Origin of the sequence: Streptomyces sp. NPDC055955 (assembly GCF_042270245.1) — a bacterium.
In the GTDB taxonomy this organism is placed as follows: domain Bacteria; phylum Actinomycetota; class Actinomycetes; order Streptomycetales; family Streptomycetaceae; genus Streptomyces.
On sequence record NZ_JBHJYS010000001.1, the window covers coordinates 621,334 to 639,548 of the forward strand.

Genomic DNA, 18,215 nt, shown 5'->3' on the forward strand with positions numbered 1-18,215 from the left:
AGACCGGTGCGGGGGCGCGTGCCTACGGTGGGGGCATGACCGAGATCACCGCACGACTCGACGCCGTGGGCGTCGTCGTCTCCGACATGGCCGCCGCCGTCACGTTCTACCGCCGCCTCGGCCTCGCGTTCCCCGAGGGCGCCGAGGAGCAGCCGCACGCGGAGGCCGTCCTGCCCGGCGGCCTGCGCGTCCTGCTCGACACCGAGGAGACCGTGAGGTCGTTCCACCCGTCCTGGCGGGCCCCCTCCCGTAGCGCCTCCCGGCACGGGCTGGCCTTCGACTGCGGCGACGCGGCCGGGGTGGACGCCGTCTACGAGGAGCTGCTGGCCGCCGGGTACGACGGCGAGCTCAAGCCGTGGGACGCGTTCTGGGGCCAGCGGTACGCCGTGGTCCTCGACCCGGACGGCAACGGGGTCGACCTGTTCGCACCGCTGACCACCACCACGTGAGAGGGGCCCGCCCGGCTGGGACGCGGCCGCCCGGCTAGGCCGCGTTCGCCCGGCGTTTGCGCACCCCGTCGAGGAGCCGGGCGCGCTGTTCCCCGGACGTCGCGAGGTCGACGCCGACGAGGGCGAGGGCCGTCGCCCCGTCGAGCACCGCGAGGTCGGCGCCCGGGGTCTTGCCGTGCGCGGTGAACTCCGGGGTGTGCTGTTTGGCACCGCCCGTGTCGTAGCCGACCGTCGGGTGGATCGAGGGGATGCGCTGCGAGACGTTGCCCATGTCGGTCGACGCCATCGTCTCGCCGTGCAGCGAGACGACCGTGCGGCCCAGCTCAGCGGCGGCCCTCGCGTAGGACCGGGTCATCTCCTCGTCCTGGCGCAGGTCGGCGAAGTCCCTTCCGTGCGCGCGCACTTCGAGCTCGGCGCCGGTGGCGAGCGCGCCCGCCTCGAAGCACGCCCTGACCCGCCGCCAGGCCTCGGCGAGCTGCTCCACGGTGCGCGCCCTGACCTCGTAGCGGGCGGCGGTGCGGGCCGGGATGACGTTCACGGCCTGGCCGCCGTCGGTGACGATGCCGTGCACGACGACGCCGGGCGGCAACTGCTGGCGCAGGAGGCCGACGGCGGTCTGGGCGACGGTCATGGCGTCGAGCGCGTTGACGCCCTCCCAGGGGGCGAGCGCCGCGTGCGAGGGCCTGCCCCGGTAGGCGAGGTCCCAGGCGCCGATGGCCAGCGAGGAGGCGCCCACGGTGTCCTCGGGGGCGGCGTGCACCATCATCGCGGCGGCGACGTCGTCGAAGATCCCGGCGTCCATGAGGAGGACCTTGCCGCCGATGTCCTCCTCGGCGGGCGTGCCGATCAGTTTGACCGTGACGCCGAGTTCGTCGGCGACGGCGGCGAGGCCGAGGGCGGCACCGACGGACGCGGCGCCGTTGACGTTGTGCCCGCAGGCGTGGCCGATGCCGGGCAGGGCGTCGTACTCGGCGCAGAAGGCCATGACGAGGTCGCCGGTGCCGTAGGTGGCGAGCACCGCGGTGGGGAGGTCTCCGGCGCCGCGGGTGACGGTGAATCCGGCGCTCTCCATGAGGTCGGCGATCCGTGCCGCCGCGCGGTGCTCCCGCAGGGCGGTCTCGGGGTCGTCGTGCAGGGCGTGGCTGAGGGCGACGACATGCTCGCGCCAGTTCCGTACGGCGCCCGTCACGGTCTCGCGCGCGGTGGTGGTGTCGGTCATGCGAGGTCTCCGGTGGGGGCGAGGTGCGGTACGGGGGCTGCGTCGGCGCGAGGCGCGCGGTAGCGCAGAGCGAGGGCGGTGCCGACGACGGCGGCGCAGGCGCACGCGCCCCAGCCCCACAGGTAGCCGGACTCCGCGATGCGTGTGGTGCCGCGCACGGCGTGGGCGGTGAAGAAGCCGCCGATGACGGCGGCGCCGATGGCCGCGCCGAGCGAGAGGGCGAGTTCGTTGAGGCCGACGGCGAGCGCGGTCTCGTGCTCCTCGACGACCTCGGCCGACAGGGTCCGCGTGATCGACTCGAAGAGCCCGGTCGACAGGCCCACGACAAGGGCGGAGGTCACGTACTGGCCGAGGCTGTCGTGGAAGAGGGCCATGCCCAGGAAGCCGAGCGCGACGAGGACACCGCCCGTGGCGAGCACGGCGCGGTCGCCGATGCGCCGGGCGAGGCGCGGCGTCAGCGTGGATCCGGCGAATCCGGCGACGACCATGGCGAGCGAGATCGTGGCGATGGCCTGCGGGCCCATGTCCATGCCGTAGCCGTTCTCGGACCGTGAGGAGCCGAGGAAGAGGGCGTTGGCGCCGAGGAAGCCGATCGTGCCGAACGAGGCGCAGAACGTGTAGCCGCTGACCACCGCGAGCCGCGGGTTGGCCAGCATGCGGACGCTGACCAGCGGGTTCTCGGACCGGCGCTCGACGGCCACCCAGGCCACGAGGACGGCGACGGCCACGACGGCGAGCCCGATCGTGCGCGCCGAGCCCCAGCCCCACGTGCTGCCCTGCGCGAGGACGAGGACGAGCGCGACGAGGCCGGCGGTGAGCAGCGCCGCCGCGCCGTAGTGGAAGCGGCCGCCGCGCGGGATGTCACTGTCCGGCAGCACGAGACCGGCGACGACGGCGAGCACGGCGACGGGGACCGCGGTCCACAGCCCGGCCTGCGCGTGGTCCTCGCTGAGCGCGCCGGCCACGAGCCCGCCGACGCCGATAGCGATGAGCAGGACGCCGACGAGGAGGGAGATCCCGGTGCGGTTCTGCTCGGGGGCGCGGGAGCGGAGGATGCCCACGAGGAGCGGGAAGAAGCCGACGAGGGCGCCCTGGAGGGTGACGCCTACGGCGAGGGTGACGGCGGACGGCCACACGGCGATCAGGAGCGAGCCGCCCGCCACCATCGCGAGCGCCACCCGCAGCAGCCTGCGGTGTCCGTGCAGGTCACCGAGCCGGGACAGCAGCGGTGTCAGCACGGCGCAGGCAAGCTGGAAGAGCAGGTAGATGTTGTTCTGCCCGACGGTGCCGATGTGCAGGCTCCGGCCGACCTCGGGGAGCAGCGGGGTCAGATAGCCCTGCACGATGCCGCTGAACAGGATGACGACGGCCATCGTCGCGACCATGGCCGGGCCGGAGCTCACCGCTCCGGGTCCGCGCCCCGTTCCTGTTGTGTGTCTGGACACAGCTTCACCTCTGGATCTTCTGGTGGCCGGAACCGAATGTGGTCGCTACTGTGCGGGCCGAGGCACGGACGGCCCCGAATATTCATGGATTCGTACGTACGGAGTGCTTGTGATGCGAGAAACGGTCACCGCCAGCGAGCTCGACCTCGCTCTGGTGAACGCCCTCCAGCTGCGGCCCCGGGCGTCCTGGTCGGAGCTCTCCCCGCTGCTCGGCGTGACGGCGGGCACGCTGGCGCGGCGCTGGGACCGGTTGACCCGGGAGGGGCTCGCCTGGGTGTACGCGGCGCCGGGCCGTGAGTTCACCCGCAACCGCTGCACGGCGTTCGTGCTGCTGCGCTGCCTGCCGCAGGAGCGGGCGCGGCTGCTCGCCCGGCTGAGCGTGCTCCCGGAGGCGGTGACGATCGAGGTGACCGCCCCGGGCAGCTCCGACCTGCTGCTCGACGTGCTGGCTCCCGACCTGCCCTCGCTCAGCCGCTTCCTCACGCGGGAGCTGGACCAGCTGCCGGGGATCGTGTCGGTCGGCGCCCTGTTCGCCACGTCGCTCTACGTCGAGGGCAGCCGTTGGCGGCTGCGCTCGCTCGACCCCTCGCAGATGACGGCGCTCGGCGCTGCCACGGCGGCGCAGGAGCCGGCGCGCGGGCTCGAACTCGACCCCGTGGACCGGGCCCTGCTCGGCGAACTCGTCCGCGACGGTCGGCTCGGCCTAGCCGAACTCGCCGAGCGCACCGACACCAGCCCGCCCACCGTCCGCCGCAGGCTGCGCCGCCTCACGGACTCGGCGGTCCTGACGTTCCGCTGCGACATCGCGTCCGCGCTCGCCGGGCACCCGGTCCCCGTGTCACTGCTCGGCCAGGTCCCCGCGCGGGACATCGGCACCGTCCACCGCACGCTCGCCGCGCTCCCGGAGTGCCGTCTCGTCGCGGCCGTCACGGGTCCCGCGAACATCTTCGCCACGCTGTGGGTGCACGACCTGGGAGACATCCAGCGCCGCGAGACCGCGCTGTGCGCCCGGCTGCCCACGCTCACGGTGACGGACCGCATCGTCGGTCTGCACACCGTCAAGCGCATGGGGCACCTGCTCGACGAGGAGGGGCGCCGGGTCGGGATCGAGCCGATCTCGCCCTGGTAGGCGCGGCGGCCCGGTCAGACGAGGCGGGTCAGCGGCACGCCCGCCAGCTCCCTCACGTCACGTGCCAGATGGGCCTGGTCGGCGTATCCCGCCCGGGCGGCCGTCTCGGCGAACGGCACTCCCCCGCGGGCCAGCGCGAGGGCGCGTTGCAGGCGCAGGACGCGGGCCAGGGTCTTGGGTCCGTAGCCGAACGCGGCGAGGGAGCGCCGGTGCAGGCTGCGGGCGCCGAGCCCCGCGCTGTCGGCGGTCTCGGCGACGGTACGGCCCGCGCCGAGAGACGCCACGATGTGCGCGAGGACGGCGTCGGGCGGCGCGGCTCCCCGTTCGAGGGCCACGGTTTCGAGGGCGGCGGCCGGGTCGTGTGCCGCGTCGACGCGCTCGGTCAGGCGCCGCACCTGGTCCGACGGCCACAGGTCGGCGAGGTCGACACGCCGGTCGCGCAGTTCCTGGGCCGGGACGCCGAGGACGGCCGGCGCGGTGCCGGGGAAGAAGCGGATGCCGGCGAACCGGGTGGCGCCGCTGATGCCGGGCCGGTACGCGTGCGTGTCGGGTCCGGCGACGAGGAGGCGCCCCTCGGTCCACAGGAGGTCCATGCAGCCGTCGGGCAGCACGTCCGGTGCGGGGCTCGGGCCGTCGCCTCCCGGGGTGACGGTACGGGTCCACAGGACCGCTCCCGCCACGCTCGGTGCCGCCCGCTCCCGGTACACGTCAGCCACGACCTCGAGGCTACGCCGCGTGCGCGAGGTCGCGTCGGCCGGTCAACTGTGGCCGTCGTCGTCGTGGTGGTCGCGCCGGTCGGGGTCCTGCGGATGGTCGCCGTTCTTGCGCACGTGCGCGCGCAGGCGGGACGACACGTCGTCCGGTGGCAGGAACTTCGACCAGCGCTCGGGGAACTCGGACGGCATGTCGGGGTCGTCCGCGTCGTCGACGCCGCCGTGCGCCTCGCGGGCGGCGGAGCGGGCGACGTACTCCGCGGCCTGCTTGGTCCGCCACCGCTCGTTGGCGGCGCGGGCGACCGAGGTCGCGACGGACGGCCAGACCCGGTCGATCGCCGCGTTCACCGCGGCGCCGACGAGCACCGCGAACGCCGATACGCCGATCCACAGGAGCACGGCGACGGGCGCGGCCAGGGACCCGTAGATGGTGGGGCCCTCGATGGCGCTGGTGATGTAGAGGCGGAGCAGGAAGCTGCCCGGCACCCACATCGCGAGGGCCACGAGGGCGCCGGGGACGTCCTCGATCCAGGGCGAACGCACGGGCACGGACACGTGGTAGAGCGTCGTCAGGAAGACCACGGACAGCAGGAGGACGACGGGCCAGTACAGGACCTGGACCACGGTCTCCGACCACGGGACCAGGGCGATCACCGCGTCCGGGCCCGCGATCATCAGCGGCAGCGCGACCGAGCCGACGATCAGCGCGATCAGGAACAGCAGGAAGGCGAGCAGGCGGGTCTTGACGATGCCGCGCACCCCGTCGAGCCCGTACATGACCGTCACGGTGTCGACGAACGTGGACACCGCGCGCGAGCCCGACCACAGCGAGAACAGGAAGCCGATCGAGATGACGTCCGGGCGTCCCTTCATCGCGTCGTCGAGGATCGGCCGGGCGATCTCCTTCACGCCCTGGTCGCTCAGGACGGTGCGCGACGCCTCCAGGATGTTGTCGCGGACGCCGGCGATCGTGTGGGCGCCGGTCCAGGTGTCGACGTAGGCGAGCAGCCCGATGAGGGAGAGGAGCAGCGGGGGCACGGACAGGAGTGTGAAGAACGCCGCCTCGGCGGCGAGCCCGAGGATGCGGTACTCCATGCACGAGTTGACGGTGTCCTTGAGCAGCAGCCAGGCGGTCCTGCGCTTCGAGACGTTGCGATAGAGGGCGCGGGCCCGGTGGAGTCGGCCCCTGCGTGGCCGATCGGGTGTTTCTTTTGCCTGGTGCACGTCCTTACCGTATCTGTCATGGCAGCCACCACCCACGCAGTGACCAACCAGGCTCCGCCCCTGGTGGGATATGACGTTTTTGCCGCGGACAGGGCTCTCACCGAAGGGGTCGAACGGCATCTGGAGCCCTCGCTCATGGACGAGGCCCGCGAGGAACTCGGCGGCCTCGGCCGCGCCGCCGGTTCCGCCCAGGCGCAGGAGTGGGGCGTACTGGCGAACGGGAATCCGCCGACGCTGCACACCCACGACCGCTACGGGCACCGCGTCGACGAGGTCGAGTTCCATCCGGCCTGGCACCGCCTCATGGCCAAGGGCGTCTCGGCCGGGCTCACGTCGGCCTGGTCGCGGCCCGGCGGCCATCTGCGGCGCGCGGCCGCGTTCCTGGTGTGGAGCCAGGTCGAGGCGGGCCACACCTGCCCCCTGTCGATGACGCACGCGGCGGTGCCCGCGCTGCGGGCCGACCCGGCGCTGGCCGCCGAGTGGGAGCCCGGGCTGACGTCGACGGTGTACGACGCGGGGCTGCGGCCCGCCGCCACGAAGGCGGGCGTCGTGTTCGGGATGGGCATGACGGAGAAGCAGGGCGGCTCCGACGTCCGCGCGAACACGACGCGGGCGACGCCGCTCGCCGAGGACGGCACGTACGAGCTGACCGGGCACAAGTGGTTCTGTTCGGCGCCCATGTCGGACGGGTTCCTCGTCCTGGCGCAGGCCCCCGGGGGACTCACGTGCTTCCTGCTGCCGCGTGTCCTGGAGGACGGCACGCGCAACCCGTTCGCGATCCAGCGGCTCAAGGACAAGCTGGGCAACCGCTCGAACGCGTCGGCCGAGGTCGAGTTCGACGGGACGTGGGCGCGCCGGGTCGGGGACGAGGGGCGCGGGGTGCGCACCATCATCGAGATGGTCGCCGCCACGCGCCTGGACTGTGTGCTCGGTTCGGCCGCGATCATGCGCCAGGCCGTCGCGCAGGCGATCCACCACTGCACGTACCGCGAGGCGTTCGGCGGCCGGCTCGTCGACAAGCCGCTGATGCGCAACGTGCTGGCCGACCTGGCACTGGAGTCGGAGGCCGCGACGACGCTGGCGCTGCGGCTCGCGGCCGCCCAGGACGCCGTGCAGGACACCGGGTCGGAGCAGGAGCGGGCGTTCCTGCGGATCGCGGTGCCGGCCGCCAAGTACTGGGTGACGAAGCGGTGTACGCCGATGGCGGCGGAGGCCCTGGAGTGCCTGGGCGGCAACGGCTACGTGGAGGAGTCCGGCATGCCGAGGCTGCTGCGCGAGTCGCCGCTCAACTCGATCTGGGAGGGGTCCGGCAATGTGCAGGCGCTCGACGTGCTGCGGGCGTTGCAGCGCGAGCCGCAGGCGCTCAACGCGTTCCTCCAGGAGGTCGGCAGGGCGCGCGGCGCCGATCACCGCCTCGACGGCGCGATCAAGGACCTGCTGACCGAACTCGCCGACCTGGAAGGCATCGAGGCACGGGCGCGCCGGGTCGTGCAGCGGATCGCTCTCGTGCTCCAGGGCTCGCTGCTGGTGCGTCACGCGCCGTCGGAGGTCGCCGACGCGTTCTGCGCCTCGCGGCTCGGCGGGGACTGGGGTGCGGCGTTCGGCACGCTGCCGCACAGCCTGGACCTGCGGTCGGTCGTCGAGCGGGCGCGCCCCGCGAGCTGAGCGAGGGGCCCGGGGCTACCGGATCACGACCGGGGCCACAGGGGTCGACGACGGAAGTCACGGGGGTGATGCTGCGCCGACACGGCATCACCCCCGCCCTTCAGGCCCCTTGAGGAGCTCCCGCGCCGCCGGAGCGGCACGGTTTCAGCTTCGACCGACGTACGGCTGTTCGCCAGAGTTGCAGAGGGTTGCAACTGTCGCGCCCGCTTTTCCGCCCCAAGAAGGCCGGTGAAGCGGCACGATATGCACACGTCCCCACGCACTGGTCTGTTCCAGGAGGACCCGTGACGCAGCAGAACTCGACCGTCGATCTCGGCCGGCTGTCCACCATGGACTGCTCGCTGGCCGCGCGGCTCCTGAAAGGTGTCCGCGCCGCGACCCTGTCGGGGCAGCGACCGCAGATCCTGCCGCGCCCGGTGATCGGCGAGTCCTGGAACCGCATGCTCCGCAGCGGGGTCGACCCGGACCGTGACGTGCGCTCGGGCCTGCTGAGCCCGGAGGAGCTCGAGGAGCGCCGCCAGTCGTCCGTGCTCCTGGAGATCCTGCCGGTGCTGCGCGAGGCGCTGGTCACCGTCGCGGACGCGGCGCAGCACATCATGGTCGTGTCCGACGCGGACGGGCGCATCCTGTGGCGCGAGGGCAGCGCGGCGGTGCTGCACAAGGCCGACCGGCTCGGCTTCGAACCGGGCGCGGACTGGGCCGAGCAGACCGTCGGGACGAACGGGGTGGGCACGCCGCTCGTGACGCGGCGCCCGGTGCAGGTCTTCTCCGCCGAGCACTTCGTGATGTCGCTGCACAGCTGGACGTGCACGGGGGCCCCGATCACGGACCCGCGCGACGGGCAGCTGATCGGCGTCGTCGATGTGAGCGGCCCGCTGGAGACGATGCACCCGGCGACGCTCTCGCTCGTCGGGACGGTCGCGCAGCTGGCGGAGGCGCGGCTGCGGGAGCGGCACGCGGCGGCGCTCGACCGGTTGCGGGCCGTCGCGGCGCCGGTGCTCGCGCGGATCGGCGGCCGGGCGGTCGCGGTGGACGTCCAGGGCTGGACGGCTGCGGTGACGGGGATGCAGCCGGTGGACCGGATCGCGCTGCCCAAGTCGCTGTCCGAGTTCTCGGAACTCTCGGACGGGCGGGCCTGGGTGCCGACGCTGGGCATGTGCGCGGTGGCGCCGCTGCCGGGCGGCTGGCTGCTGCGGCCCGACGGCCCGGACGGGGCGGCCGAACCGCTCGGCGGCACCCGTGTCGTCCTGGACGTGAGCAGGCCCCGGAGCTGGTCGGTCACGGTGACGGACGGCACGCGGTCCTGGACGCACGAGCTGAGCCCGCGCCACGCCGAACTCCTCTATCTGCTGGCCCTGCACCGCCCCGGCGGGCGCAGCGCGTCGGGCCTCTCGGAGGACATGTTCGGCGACCCGACGCGCACGGTGACGGTGCGCGCCGAGATGTCGCGCGTACGCCGCTATCTCGGCAGCCTGCTCGGGCACCGCCCGTACCGCTTCCACGAGGAGGCGGAGCTGGAGGTGGTGCTCCCGCAGAGTCCGGCGGACCTGCTGCCGCACTCGGTGGCGCCCGGCGTGCTGAGATCACGGTCGGCGCCGCCGCGCTGACCCCGTCCCCACAACAGCGGTCCCCTCGGACGGAGTTGCCTCTCAGACCCGGGCGAGGATCACCGAGCGCGTGAGGTGGCGGGGCCGGTCCGGGTCACGGCCGCCGGCCACCGCGACCGCCACCGCGAGGCGCTGCGTCCGTACCAGTTCGGCCAGCGGGTCGAGGCCGCCGGCCACCCACATGCCGCCGGTGGCGTGCACCTCGTCGGCGAGACCGGCGGGCGCCTCGCCGAGCATCCAGGTGACGGTGCCGCGGGTCGAGCAACTGATCGGGCCGTGCCGGTACTCCAGGGCCGGATGCGCGCCGGTCCAGGGAAGCCGGCTCTCGCGCATCTTGTGGGCCGCCTCGCCGGCGAGCCCCACGGTCCAGCCCCGGCCGAGGAACGTGAACTGTGTGCAGCCGACGAGCCACGGGGCCAGCGGCTCGGCGAGCGCGTCGTGAGCGTCGTCCACGACGTCCTGCGAGTGCAGCCCGAAGTGGGTGCGCAGCAGGGTGAGGGCCGAGGTCGGGAAGCGGGTCTGCACGACGGACTTCTCGTCGGCGAAGTCGAGTGTGAGCACGTCGTCGGCGGCCGAGGCCACCGGGGTCGCGGCGTCCGTGGTGATCACGGTGGTCCTGACGCGTCCGCGCAGCCCGGCGAGGAGGCGGAGCACCTCGGTGGTGGCGCCCGAGCGGGTCAGGGCGACGACCCGGTCGTAGTGGCGTCCGGCAGGGAACTCGGAGGCCGCGTGGGCGTGGGTCTCGCCGTGGCCGGCGTCCTCGCGCAGCGCGGCGGCGGCCTGCGCCATGAAGAGCGAGGTGCCGCAGCCGACGACGGCGACCCGCTCGCCCGGCTCGGGGAGCAACGCCCGCCGGTCCAGCGCCAGTTCGGCCGCCCGGTCCCAGCACTCGGGCTGGCTGTACAGCTCGTTCTCCATATGGCTCATGACGCACCCTCACATCCCAGCACATGCTTGGTTGTGCAAGTTATAGCGCGTTTTCAAGCATTTGAGATCAGCACATCTCCTCGAACCTCGCCGAGAGTCCATGTGCGCGCACCAGAAGTCCATGCCCTTGCCCATCCGTCGCGGCCACTCTCTTGTCGAGCACGAGCACGAGCACAAGCGCATGTCTGCAAGCACCTCCCTCCCCCACCGTTCAGGAGGAACCTGTGCGTCGCTTCAGATCCATCAGATCCGTCTGCCTGACCGCCGTCGTCGCGGTCGCCGCCGCTCTGGGCCTGTCCGCACCGGCCCAGGCCGCGGGGCAGACCCCCGGCACCTACACCAACTACGGCTTCCCGTCCGGCACGACGGCCCTCACCGAGGCCACCTGGGGGACGACGGTCGAGGCGGACCCGGGCCGCGGAAACGTCTACTGGGCCCACCAGTTCGACTTCACCAACAGCGTCGGCGGCTACGTCGGCCAACAGCGCTGGCGCACCGGCACCGGCATGTTCCTCTTCTCCCTGTGGGGCTCGACGGCGGCGAAGGCGGGCTCGGCCGGCACGTACTGCCAGACCTTCGACGAGTCGGGCACCGGGTACACGTGCCGCTACAACCAGGCGTTCACGGCGGGACACCACTACACCTACCGCGTCTCCCCCGACACGACCGACGGCTGGTACAAGGCGACGATCTCCGACGTCACGGCCGGCACGTCCTTCGTCCTGGGCAGCCTCCAGGTCGGCTCGGGCGCCCGGATCAGCGCGGGCGGCATGGTCGACTGGGTCGAGTACTTCGACTGGAACAGCAACTCGGCGACCTGTGAGGACGAGCCCTACTCACGGGCCCGCTTCGACCTCCCCAAGGGCACGTCGACGGGCGGCTCCGCCGTCACCGCCTCCGTCGGCTCGACGTCCACGAGCAGCACCTGCACCCAGTACGCCGGGGTCACCCAGGTCTCCGGCGGCAGCGTGCACGACGACGCGACCGGCAACTCCGCCTCGGGCGACATCACGGGCGGCAGCGGCAAGTGCGTCGACATCACGGGCGGCAGCAGCACCGACGGCACCCCGCTCGAACTGTGGACGTGCGGCGGCGGCAACAACCAGAACTGGGTCCTGTCCCACGACGGCACCGTACGCGCGCTCTACAAGTGCATGACGGCGAGCGGGAGTTCGGTGCAGCTCTCCGCGTGCGACGGCTCGGCCGCGCAGCAGTGGCAGCGATCCGGGGACACCCTCGTCAACCAGGGAAAGTGCCTGGACGCCCAGGGCGGCGCGAGCACGGACGGCACGAGGCTGATCACGTACACCTGCACGGGTGGCGCCAACCAGCTCTGGACGACGCCGAGTTGATGCATCCGTGACCGGGCGCCGCCGCCACGCCCCACGGGCGCCCGGTCACACGCAGACGACTTCGATGCCCTGCGCCGTGATCTCCTCGACGAGCGCCTCGGGGGCGTCCTTGTCGGTGACCAGGATCGACACCGCGTTCAGCGCGCACACCTGGGCGAACGCCCGGCGGCCCAGCTTCGAGGAGTCGGCCACCACGATGACCGTGCCCGCCCGTTCGGCGAGCGAGCGGTTCGCGCTGGCCTCCGACTCGTCGTGCGTGGCCGCGCCGAGGTCCGGGTGGACCGCGTCCACACCGAGGATCGTGTAGTCGAGGGCGAGGCTCTGCAGGACGGACGTGACGAGCGGGCCGACGAGTTCGTACGAGCTCGGCCGGGCCACGCCGCCCGTGACGACGATCTTCACATGGGGGCGGATCGCCAGCTCGTTGGCGATGTTGATCGCGTTGGTGACGACGGTCAGCGCGACGCCGCCGGACGTGCCGCCCGGGTCGGTGCGGACGGCCAGTTCCCTGGCCACCTCGGAGGTCGTGGTGCCGCCGTTGATGCCGACGACGGAGCCCGACGGGACGAGTTCGGCGACCGCCTTGGCGATCCGCTGCTTCTCGTCCGCCTTGCGGGCCGTCTTGTAACGCAGCGGCAGGTCGTAGGCGACGGAGCTCACCACGGCCCCGCCGCGCGTGCGGGTCAGCAGGGACTGCCGGGCCAGTTCGTCCATGTCGCGCCGGATCGTGGCGGAGGAACAGCCCAGTCGCTCGGCCGCCTCCGTGACATCGAGATGACCCTCATTGCCGAGTATTTCCAGCAGTTGGGTCCATCGGGCGTGTGCGCCCACTTGTTCCTCCTCGCGACGCGCGTAGCGTAACCCGCGCCGTTCTCCGCATCCAGACGTGATCATCCGCGCACTTACACGTGACCGTCTGTGTGCGCACGCGGGTGTGGGCGGGCCCGCCCCCTCCGACGGGCCCGCCCACGCCTGCGCTGTGACTGCTACTGCCCGGCGTCGCGCGGCAGTTGACCGCCGTCGAAGTACGCGAGAAGCTCCGGCTCCAGCTCCGGCACGTCGTACGGGACGCCCCCCTCGCGCAGCGAGCGGGTGGCGAGCGCACCGGCGGCGACGCTCATCCGGGCCGCGACGGGCGACGTGTCGGTGACGCCGCCCTCGCGCACGAAGCGGCAGAACTCGCCGATGATGCGCTCGTCGGCGCCGCCGTGCGAACCCGTCGCCTCGGGCACGCGGTAGACGATGTCTGCGTCCTTGCGGTAGCCGGTCGGGCCCGTGTTCCAGACACGGACCTCGTCGCCGGGGCTGTCCCCGAAGTTCTCGAGGCGGCCCTCGGTGCCGATGACCGTGTAGTTGCGGAAGTAGTCGGGGCTGAAGTGGCACTGCTGGTAAGCGGCGATGACGCCGTTGTCCAGCTGCATGTTCATCACCGACACGTCCTCGACGTCCACGACGTGGTGCAGGTCGTGGCGCTCCGTCGGCGGCCAGTCGAACTCCTTCAGCCAGCCGTCGGGGCGCGGGGTGTCCGGCTCGCGGCGCGGCAGGTCCCCGTAGACCATGAGGTCGCCGAGGGCGTTGACACGCTTGGTGTAGCCGCCGGCCAGCCAGTGCACCACGTCGAGGTCGTGCGCCGCCTTCTGGAGGAGGAGGCCCGTGGTGCGGGTGCGGTCGGCGTGCCAGTCCTTGAAGTAGTAGTCGCCGCCGTACGAGACGAAGTGCCGTACCCACACGGTCTTCGGCTCGCCGATCTCGCCGCGCGCGATGATGTCGCGCATGAGACGCACGACGCCCATGTGGCGCATGTTGTGGCCGACGTAGAGGCGGGTGCCGGTCTTGTACGCGGTGCGCAGGATGGTGTCGCACTGCTCGACCGAGATGCCGAGCGGCTTCTCGACGTAGGCCGGCTTGCCCGCCTCGAGAGCCTCGCAGGCGATGGCTTCATGGGTGTCGTCGGGGGTGGCGACGATGACGGCGTCGATCGAGGGGTCCTCGAGGAGCCTTCGGTGGTCGTCGACGGCGATCGCGCCCTCGTACAGCTCCGGCACCTTCGCCCGGATCTGCGGGTCGAGGTCGGCCACCGCCGCCACGACCGACCCGTTGCCGGGGCGGTGGGCGGCGGTCGCCAGGTTCCGTCGCAGTCCGAGCCCGATGACTCCGATGCGCAGGTCTTCCACGTGCGGGTGTCCTGTTCTGTGTGCGATACGCGTAGGGGTGCGGGTCCTGCCGGGCGGTGCTACTTGCTGTCGGCGATGGCCTTCTCGAACTCGTCGCGCATCGCGTTGCCCGCCTCGCGCTGCCAGGTCGGCAGGATGTCCTTCTTGAAGGAGGAGAGCGGGGTGCGGCCGGCGACGATGTCCTTGACGGCCTGGTACACGGTGTCGCTCGAGGAGGCGCCCTTGTTGGCGTTGGTGTCCGAGAAGAAGCCCGTGGTCGGGTTGATCTTGGCGAGCTTCATCAGCTCGACCTGGGCGGCGTGGATGCCGCGGGTGATGTCGGGCTTGCCCGGGAGGTACAGCGTCTCGGGGGCGTTGCCGAAGAAGTTGATGGCCTGGCGGGTGGTGATGACCTCGGCGTTGCCCTTCTTGTTGAGGAGCACGTCGCCGTCCTTGGAGCGGGTGTGGTGCGTGCCCTCGATGCCGTTGTCCAGGAAGAGCCGCTCCTCGGTGCCGAAGGGGGCGCTGAGGTAGTTCATGACCTGGAGCAGCGTGTCGATACGGTCCTTGCTCACGGCCTTGTTGATGGCCGTGAAGCCGACCGATCCGTAGCCGAAGCCCCAAGTGGGGGTCATCCCCTTCTCCGCGGCGAACGGGATGACGACCTTCTCCGGCCAGTCGTACTGGTTGCTGTCGCTGAGGAAGCCGGGGAAGGACTGGACGTGCAGTCCGAGGAACCCGCCCTCCATCTTCTCCAGGGTCGTCGGCAGGTTCGGGTCCGGCCAGAACAGCTGCGCCTTCTGGCACTTGAGGGCGAACTCCAGGCCGGCGTGGAACTCGTCGGTCTCGAAGTAGTGGGTGAGCTTGCCGCCCTCCGCGCGCCAGCCGTTGGGCGCGCCGTGCCAGTAGGCGAACTGCAGGATGTGGTTCACGTACGCCGGCTCGAGGACGTACTTCTTGCGCTTGACGTCGAGGAGCTCCTTCGCCTTGTCGAAGAAGTCCTGGGCGCTGTCGAACTGCACGCCGCCGACCGGCTTCCAGAAGTCCTCGTTCGCGACGTAGACCTGGCCCATGCGGCCGTACGGGACCGCCATGCCCCAGATCTTGCCGTTGAAGACGGCCGTCTTCCAGGCGAACCCGGGGATGTTGGCGAGGTTCGGGTACTTCTTGACCGCGTCGCCCGACAGGTACTCGGTGAGGTCGTGGAACTTCGCCTCGAGCAGCGCGGGGACGTTCTTGAGGCCCTGGTTCGGCGGGAACCACATGAGGTCGGGCATGTCGCCGCCGGCGATGGTGGCGTTGAACTTCGCGCGGTAGACGTCGTCGGCACCGAGGCCGTTGACGATCGTCATCTTCAGCTCGGAACCCAGGCGCTTGTTGAGCTCCTGCCAGTACTGGTTGCGGTTCATCGCGGGGGCCGCGGTCGTGAAGGTCTCGGTCAGGGCCGTGACCGGCTTGCCGTCGCCCGGCTTCTTGCTGACGCTGCGGGTCAGGTTCTTGGGGTAGCGAAGGTACGCCGGGTCGAGGCCCGCCGCGTTGCCCGGCAGGTCGGGCGCCGGGACGTTCGCGGGGACGTACGTCGGCAGCTTCAGCTTGGCCGACGCCTTGGCGCCGCCACCACCCGAGGCCGCGCCGGAACCACAGGCCGTGAGGGAACCGGCGCCGGCGATGGTGAGGCCGGCGACGGTCGCGGCACCGAGGAACCCGCGGCGGTTGAAGTCTCTGGAGGACATGACTCTCCTATAGGGGCGAGGAGTGGTTGAGGGTGGTGGCTCAGGCCTTGATGGCGCCGGTGAGAACGCCCTTGACGAAGTACTTCTGGAGGAACGGGTAGACCGCGATGATCGGCAGGACCGCGAGGATGAGCACGGCCATCGACAGAGCGGTGCTGGCGGGCAGCACGCTCACGCCGAGCGCCTTCGCGTTGAAGGTGTCGCCCTGGAGGACGTAGCTGCGCAGCACCACCTGGAGCGGCAGCTTGTCCGGGTCGTTGATGTAGAGCATCGCGTTGAAGAAGCTGTTCCAGTACGTCACCGCGTAGAACATGCCGACCACGGCGATGACGGCCTTCGACAGGGGGAGCACGATCCGGCACAGGATGGTGAGTTCACCGGCGCCGTCGAGGCGGGCCGCCTCGTGCAGCTCGTCGGGAATCCCCTGGAAGAAGGCCCGGACCACGATGATGTTGAACGCGTTGAGCAGGATCGGCGCGATCATCGCCCCGTAGGTGTCGAGCAGGCCCAGCTCCTGGACCACCAGGTAGTTGGGGATGATGCCCGGCGTGAAGAGGAACGTGCCGACGACGATCAGGAGCAGCGGCTTGCCCGCGAAGGTCCGCGGCCGGGAGAGGCCGTAGGCGAGCGCGATCGTGCAGAGCAGGCTGAGCGCCGTGCCGACGACCGTGACACCGATGCTCACGATGGCGGCGCGGGTGATGACACCGCCGGACAGGACCACCCGGTACGCCTCGAGCGTGGGGTGCGACGGGAACAGCACGTAGCCGCCGTTCGCGGCGAGTTCGGCCTTGGAGGAGAGGCTGGTGCCGATGGCGAGCAGGAACGGGTAGCCGACCGCCACGATCATCGCGACGATCACGATGAACTTCAGCGTCTGAGCCGCCGGGTTGGGCTGTTCCATCCAGGCGGGGCGCTCGGCGGAGCCCCGGCGCTTCCTGCTGCCGGTGCGGCCTTGTCGGCTCTCCCCGCTCTCCTGGCTCTCGGGCCGCAGGGTGGTGGAGATGGGCGCGGTGCTCACTGGTAGACCCCCTGCTCGCCGAGGCGGTGCGCGAACTTGTTGGCGAGGACGATCATCACGAAGCCGATGACGCCCTTCATCAGGCCGGCGGCGGTGGACATGCCCCAGTCGCCGTCGACGACGCCGTGGAAGTAGACGTAGGTGTCGAGGACTTCGGAGGCGTCCCGGCCGACGTTGTCGCGCTGGAGGAGGATCTGCTCGAAGCCGACCGAAAGGATGTCGCCGAGGCGCAGGATGAGCAGCATGATCATCACGGGCCTGATGCCGGGCAGCGTGATGTGCCACATGCGGCGCAGCCAGCCCGCTCCGTCCATCGCCGCCGACTCGTAGAGCGAGGTGTCGATGGACGCCATCGCGGCGAGGAAGATGATCGCTCCCCAGCCGGCGTCCTTCCAGACGCTCTGGGAGGTGATCAGGTAGATGAACGTGTCGGGGTTGTTCATGATGTTGCCGACGTGCACGCCGTGGTCGTTCAGATAGCTGGTGACCGTGCCCGCGCCGCCGAAGACCTGCTGGAACATGCCGACGACGACGACCCACGACAGGAAGTGCGGCAGGTAGACGACCGTCTGCATGAGGCGGCGGGTCTTGTTGCTGATCAGCGAGTTCAGGAAGAGCGCGAGGGCGATCGGCGCGGGGAAGTAGAGGATCAGCTGGACGGCGCTGATCTTCAGCGTGTTCCAGACGGCCGTCCAGAACTCCGGCTGTTCGAGCAGGGCCCTGAAGTTGTCCCAGCCGACCAGCGGGCTTCCCTTGAAGCCGAGGTAGGGCTGGTAGTCCTGGAAGGCGATGCTGTTGCCCGCGAGCGGGAGGTAGAAGAACACCGCGAAGTAGAGGATGCCCGGCACGCACAGCAGGAGCAGGGTGCGGTCCTGCCTCAGACGCTCGCGCAGGCTGCGCCGGTCGGCGGGCTTGCGCCCCTTCCTGCCCGGTGTCCCCTTCGTGCCGGACGCCTTCTTCCTGCCCGACGTTCCGGGTGCCTCGTGCGGTAGGTCGGGGGGGTTGTGCGATGTGGGCGTGGGCGATGCGGACGCAGCGGCCGACACATTCACCTCCTGCGTCGAGTGGCGGGCGAGGGTTGGTTTCACAGGGCCCTCGCGGGGGCTGCGGCCCGGCGCGCGAGGTACCGGAATCTTGCGTCAGCCCGCCAACAGATGACAAGACTTGATTGGTAACTATTTAGATCTTGCAGCTTCACGCATGAAACGCGCAGGCAACGCACACGGTCACCTCAGCCGCACGCACCGCCCCCGACCTGGGCGAAGCCGACGTTCCGCATTCAGGCCACCGACCGCCGGCGTGGGGACTTTGGTGGAAATTGCTTCGTAGGGCCCGGCGGCACGAGCCCGGTCACCGAGGTCACGCTCGACGGCAAGGCGTACGAAGCGGACCCCAAGACGGCACCGACGGTCACCGGCCGCGCACACGCCGGTCTCCCCAGATCCGCCCGGCGTCGAGATGTCGCGCGCCGGGCCGGGCCTTCAAGGTCACCAGCCGCGCGCGGCACCGAGCCGTTCCGGCTCGACACCGACTTCACACGCCGCCCGAAGGAATCGGACAGCGCGGGGCGTCCACGTC

At 71.3% G+C, this 18,215-nt stretch carries 15 protein-coding genes; 5 read left to right on the forward strand and 10 right to left on the reverse strand.

Annotation, left to right across the window (positions count from 1 at the left end):
• Nucleotides 1-35 precede the first annotated feature (35 nt).
• Entirely contained in the window at nt 36-449 is a 414-nt protein-coding gene (locus tag ACFC96_RS02585) for a VOC family protein (protein WP_376609739.1), read from the forward strand.
• Between the two features lie 34 nt (nt 450-483).
• Here ACFC96_RS02585 and ACFC96_RS02590 read toward each other — a convergent pair whose 3' ends face one another.
• Nucleotides 484-1,668, reverse strand: coding sequence for an amidohydrolase (locus ACFC96_RS02590; RefSeq protein WP_376609741.1), 1,185 nt, complete (start codon nt 1,666-1,668; stop codon nt 484-486).
• Entirely contained in the window at nt 1,665-3,041 is a 1,377-nt protein-coding gene (locus ACFC96_RS02595; RefSeq protein ID WP_376609743.1) for an MFS transporter, read from the reverse strand. The genes ACFC96_RS02590 and ACFC96_RS02595 overlap by 4 nt, the downstream gene beginning before the upstream one ends.
• Before the next feature lie 184 nt (nt 3,042-3,225).
• Here ACFC96_RS02595 and ACFC96_RS02600 point away from each other — a divergent pair, with 184 nt between their 5' ends.
• Nucleotides 3,226-4,242: an Lrp/AsnC family transcriptional regulator gene (locus tag ACFC96_RS02600; protein WP_376251187.1), complete on the forward strand. Its 1,017-nt coding sequence runs from the start codon at nt 3,226-3,228 to the stop codon at nt 4,240-4,242.
• 14 nt (nt 4,243-4,256) lie between these two features.
• Here ACFC96_RS02600 and ACFC96_RS02605 read toward each other — a convergent pair whose 3' ends face one another.
• Nucleotides 4,257-4,949 (reverse strand): DUF6597 domain-containing transcriptional factor, encoded by a 693-nt coding sequence (locus ACFC96_RS02605; protein WP_376252091.1) that lies wholly within the window; start codon nt 4,947-4,949, stop codon nt 4,257-4,259.
• 51 nt (nt 4,950-5,000) lie between these two features.
• Entirely contained in the window at nt 5,001-6,179 is a 1,179-nt protein-coding gene (locus ACFC96_RS02610; RefSeq protein WP_376609745.1) for a YihY/virulence factor BrkB family protein, read from the reverse strand.
• An 18-nt stretch (nt 6,180-6,197) separates the two neighbouring features.
• Here ACFC96_RS02610 and ACFC96_RS02615 point away from each other — a divergent pair, with 18 nt between their 5' ends.
• Complete coding sequence (locus tag ACFC96_RS02615) at nt 6,198-7,844, forward strand: acyl-CoA dehydrogenase family protein (RefSeq protein ID WP_376609747.1); 1,647 nt, start codon at nt 6,198-6,200, stop codon at nt 7,842-7,844.
• Between the two features lie 329 nt (nt 7,845-8,173).
• A complete protein-coding gene (locus ACFC96_RS02620) occupies nt 8,174-9,451 on the forward strand; it encodes a GAF domain-containing protein (protein WP_376609916.1) in 1,278 nt (425 codons plus the stop codon).
• Nucleotides 9,452-9,493: 42 nt separating this feature from the next.
• Here ACFC96_RS02620 and ACFC96_RS02625 read toward each other — a convergent pair whose 3' ends face one another.
• Entirely contained in the window at nt 9,494-10,378 is an 885-nt protein-coding gene (locus ACFC96_RS02625) for an SIS domain-containing protein (protein WP_376251181.1), read from the reverse strand.
• 224 nt (nt 10,379-10,602) lie between these two features.
• On the opposite strand from ACFC96_RS02625, the gene ACFC96_RS02630 reads away from it, so the two are divergent.
• On the forward strand, nt 10,603-11,730 hold the full coding sequence (locus ACFC96_RS02630) for a ricin-type beta-trefoil lectin domain protein (RefSeq protein WP_376609749.1): 1,128 nt from the start codon (nt 10,603-10,605) through the stop codon (nt 11,728-11,730).
• Nucleotides 11,731-11,775: 45 nt separating this feature from the next.
• On the opposite strand, the gene ACFC96_RS02635 is transcribed toward ACFC96_RS02630, so the two are convergent.
• From ACFC96_RS02635 to ACFC96_RS02655, 5 genes are all read right to left on the reverse strand, one after another.
• Entirely contained in the window at nt 11,776-12,561 is a 786-nt protein-coding gene (locus ACFC96_RS02635) for a DeoR/GlpR family DNA-binding transcription regulator (RefSeq protein WP_376251178.1), read from the reverse strand.
• 155 nt (nt 12,562-12,716) lie between these two features.
• A complete protein-coding gene (locus ACFC96_RS02640; protein WP_376251176.1) occupies nt 12,717-13,904 on the reverse strand; it encodes a Gfo/Idh/MocA family protein in 1,188 nt (395 codons plus the stop codon).
• 59 nt (nt 13,905-13,963) lie between these two features.
• Nucleotides 13,964-15,616 (reverse strand): hypothetical protein, encoded by a 1,653-nt coding sequence (locus ACFC96_RS02645; RefSeq protein WP_376251174.1) that lies wholly within the window; start codon nt 15,614-15,616, stop codon nt 13,964-13,966.
• 40 nt (nt 15,617-15,656) lie between these two features.
• A complete protein-coding gene (locus ACFC96_RS02650) occupies nt 15,657-16,520 on the reverse strand; it encodes a carbohydrate ABC transporter permease (RefSeq protein ID WP_376252086.1) in 864 nt (287 codons plus the stop codon).
• 113 nt (nt 16,521-16,633) lie between these two features.
• The gene (locus tag ACFC96_RS02655) at nt 16,634-17,683 is read right to left on the reverse strand and encodes an ABC transporter permease (RefSeq protein WP_376251172.1); all 1,050 of its coding nucleotides are present in this window, start codon (nt 17,681-17,683) and stop codon (nt 16,634-16,636) included.
• Between the last annotated feature and the right edge of the window lie 532 nt (nt 17,684-18,215).

Excerpts from the sequence above, each read along its gene's own strand:
- ACFC96_RS02625 (WP_376251181.1), bottom strand. The coding sequence starts at position 10,378 with ATGAGCCATATGGAGAACGAGCTGTACAGCCAGCCCGAGTGCTGGGAC.
- ACFC96_RS02645 (WP_376251174.1), bottom strand. The coding sequence starts at position 15,616 with ATGTCCTCCAGAGACTTCAACCGCCGCGGGTTCCTCGGTGCCGCGACC.
- ACFC96_RS02590 (WP_376609741.1), bottom strand. The coding sequence starts at position 1,668 with ATGACCGACACCACCACCGCGCGCGAGACCGTGACGGGCGCCGTACGG.
- ACFC96_RS02650 (WP_376252086.1), bottom strand. The coding sequence starts at position 16,520 with ATGGAACAGCCCAACCCGGCGGCTCAGACGCTGAAGTTCATCGTGATC.
- ACFC96_RS02595 (WP_376609743.1), bottom strand. The coding sequence starts at position 3,041 with ATGGCCGTCGTCATCCTGTTCAGCGGCATCGTGCAGGGCTATCTGACC.
- ACFC96_RS02620 (WP_376609916.1), top strand. The coding sequence starts at position 8,174 with ATGGACTGCTCGCTGGCCGCGCGGCTCCTGAAAGGTGTCCGCGCCGCG.
- ACFC96_RS02585 (WP_376609739.1), top strand. The coding sequence starts at position 36 with ATGACCGAGATCACCGCACGACTCGACGCCGTGGGCGTCGTCGTCTCC.
- ACFC96_RS02600 (WP_376251187.1), top strand. The coding sequence starts at position 3,226 with ATGCGAGAAACGGTCACCGCCAGCGAGCTCGACCTCGCTCTGGTGAAC.
- ACFC96_RS02615 (WP_376609747.1), top strand. The coding sequence starts at position 6,198 with ATGGCAGCCACCACCCACGCAGTGACCAACCAGGCTCCGCCCCTGGTG.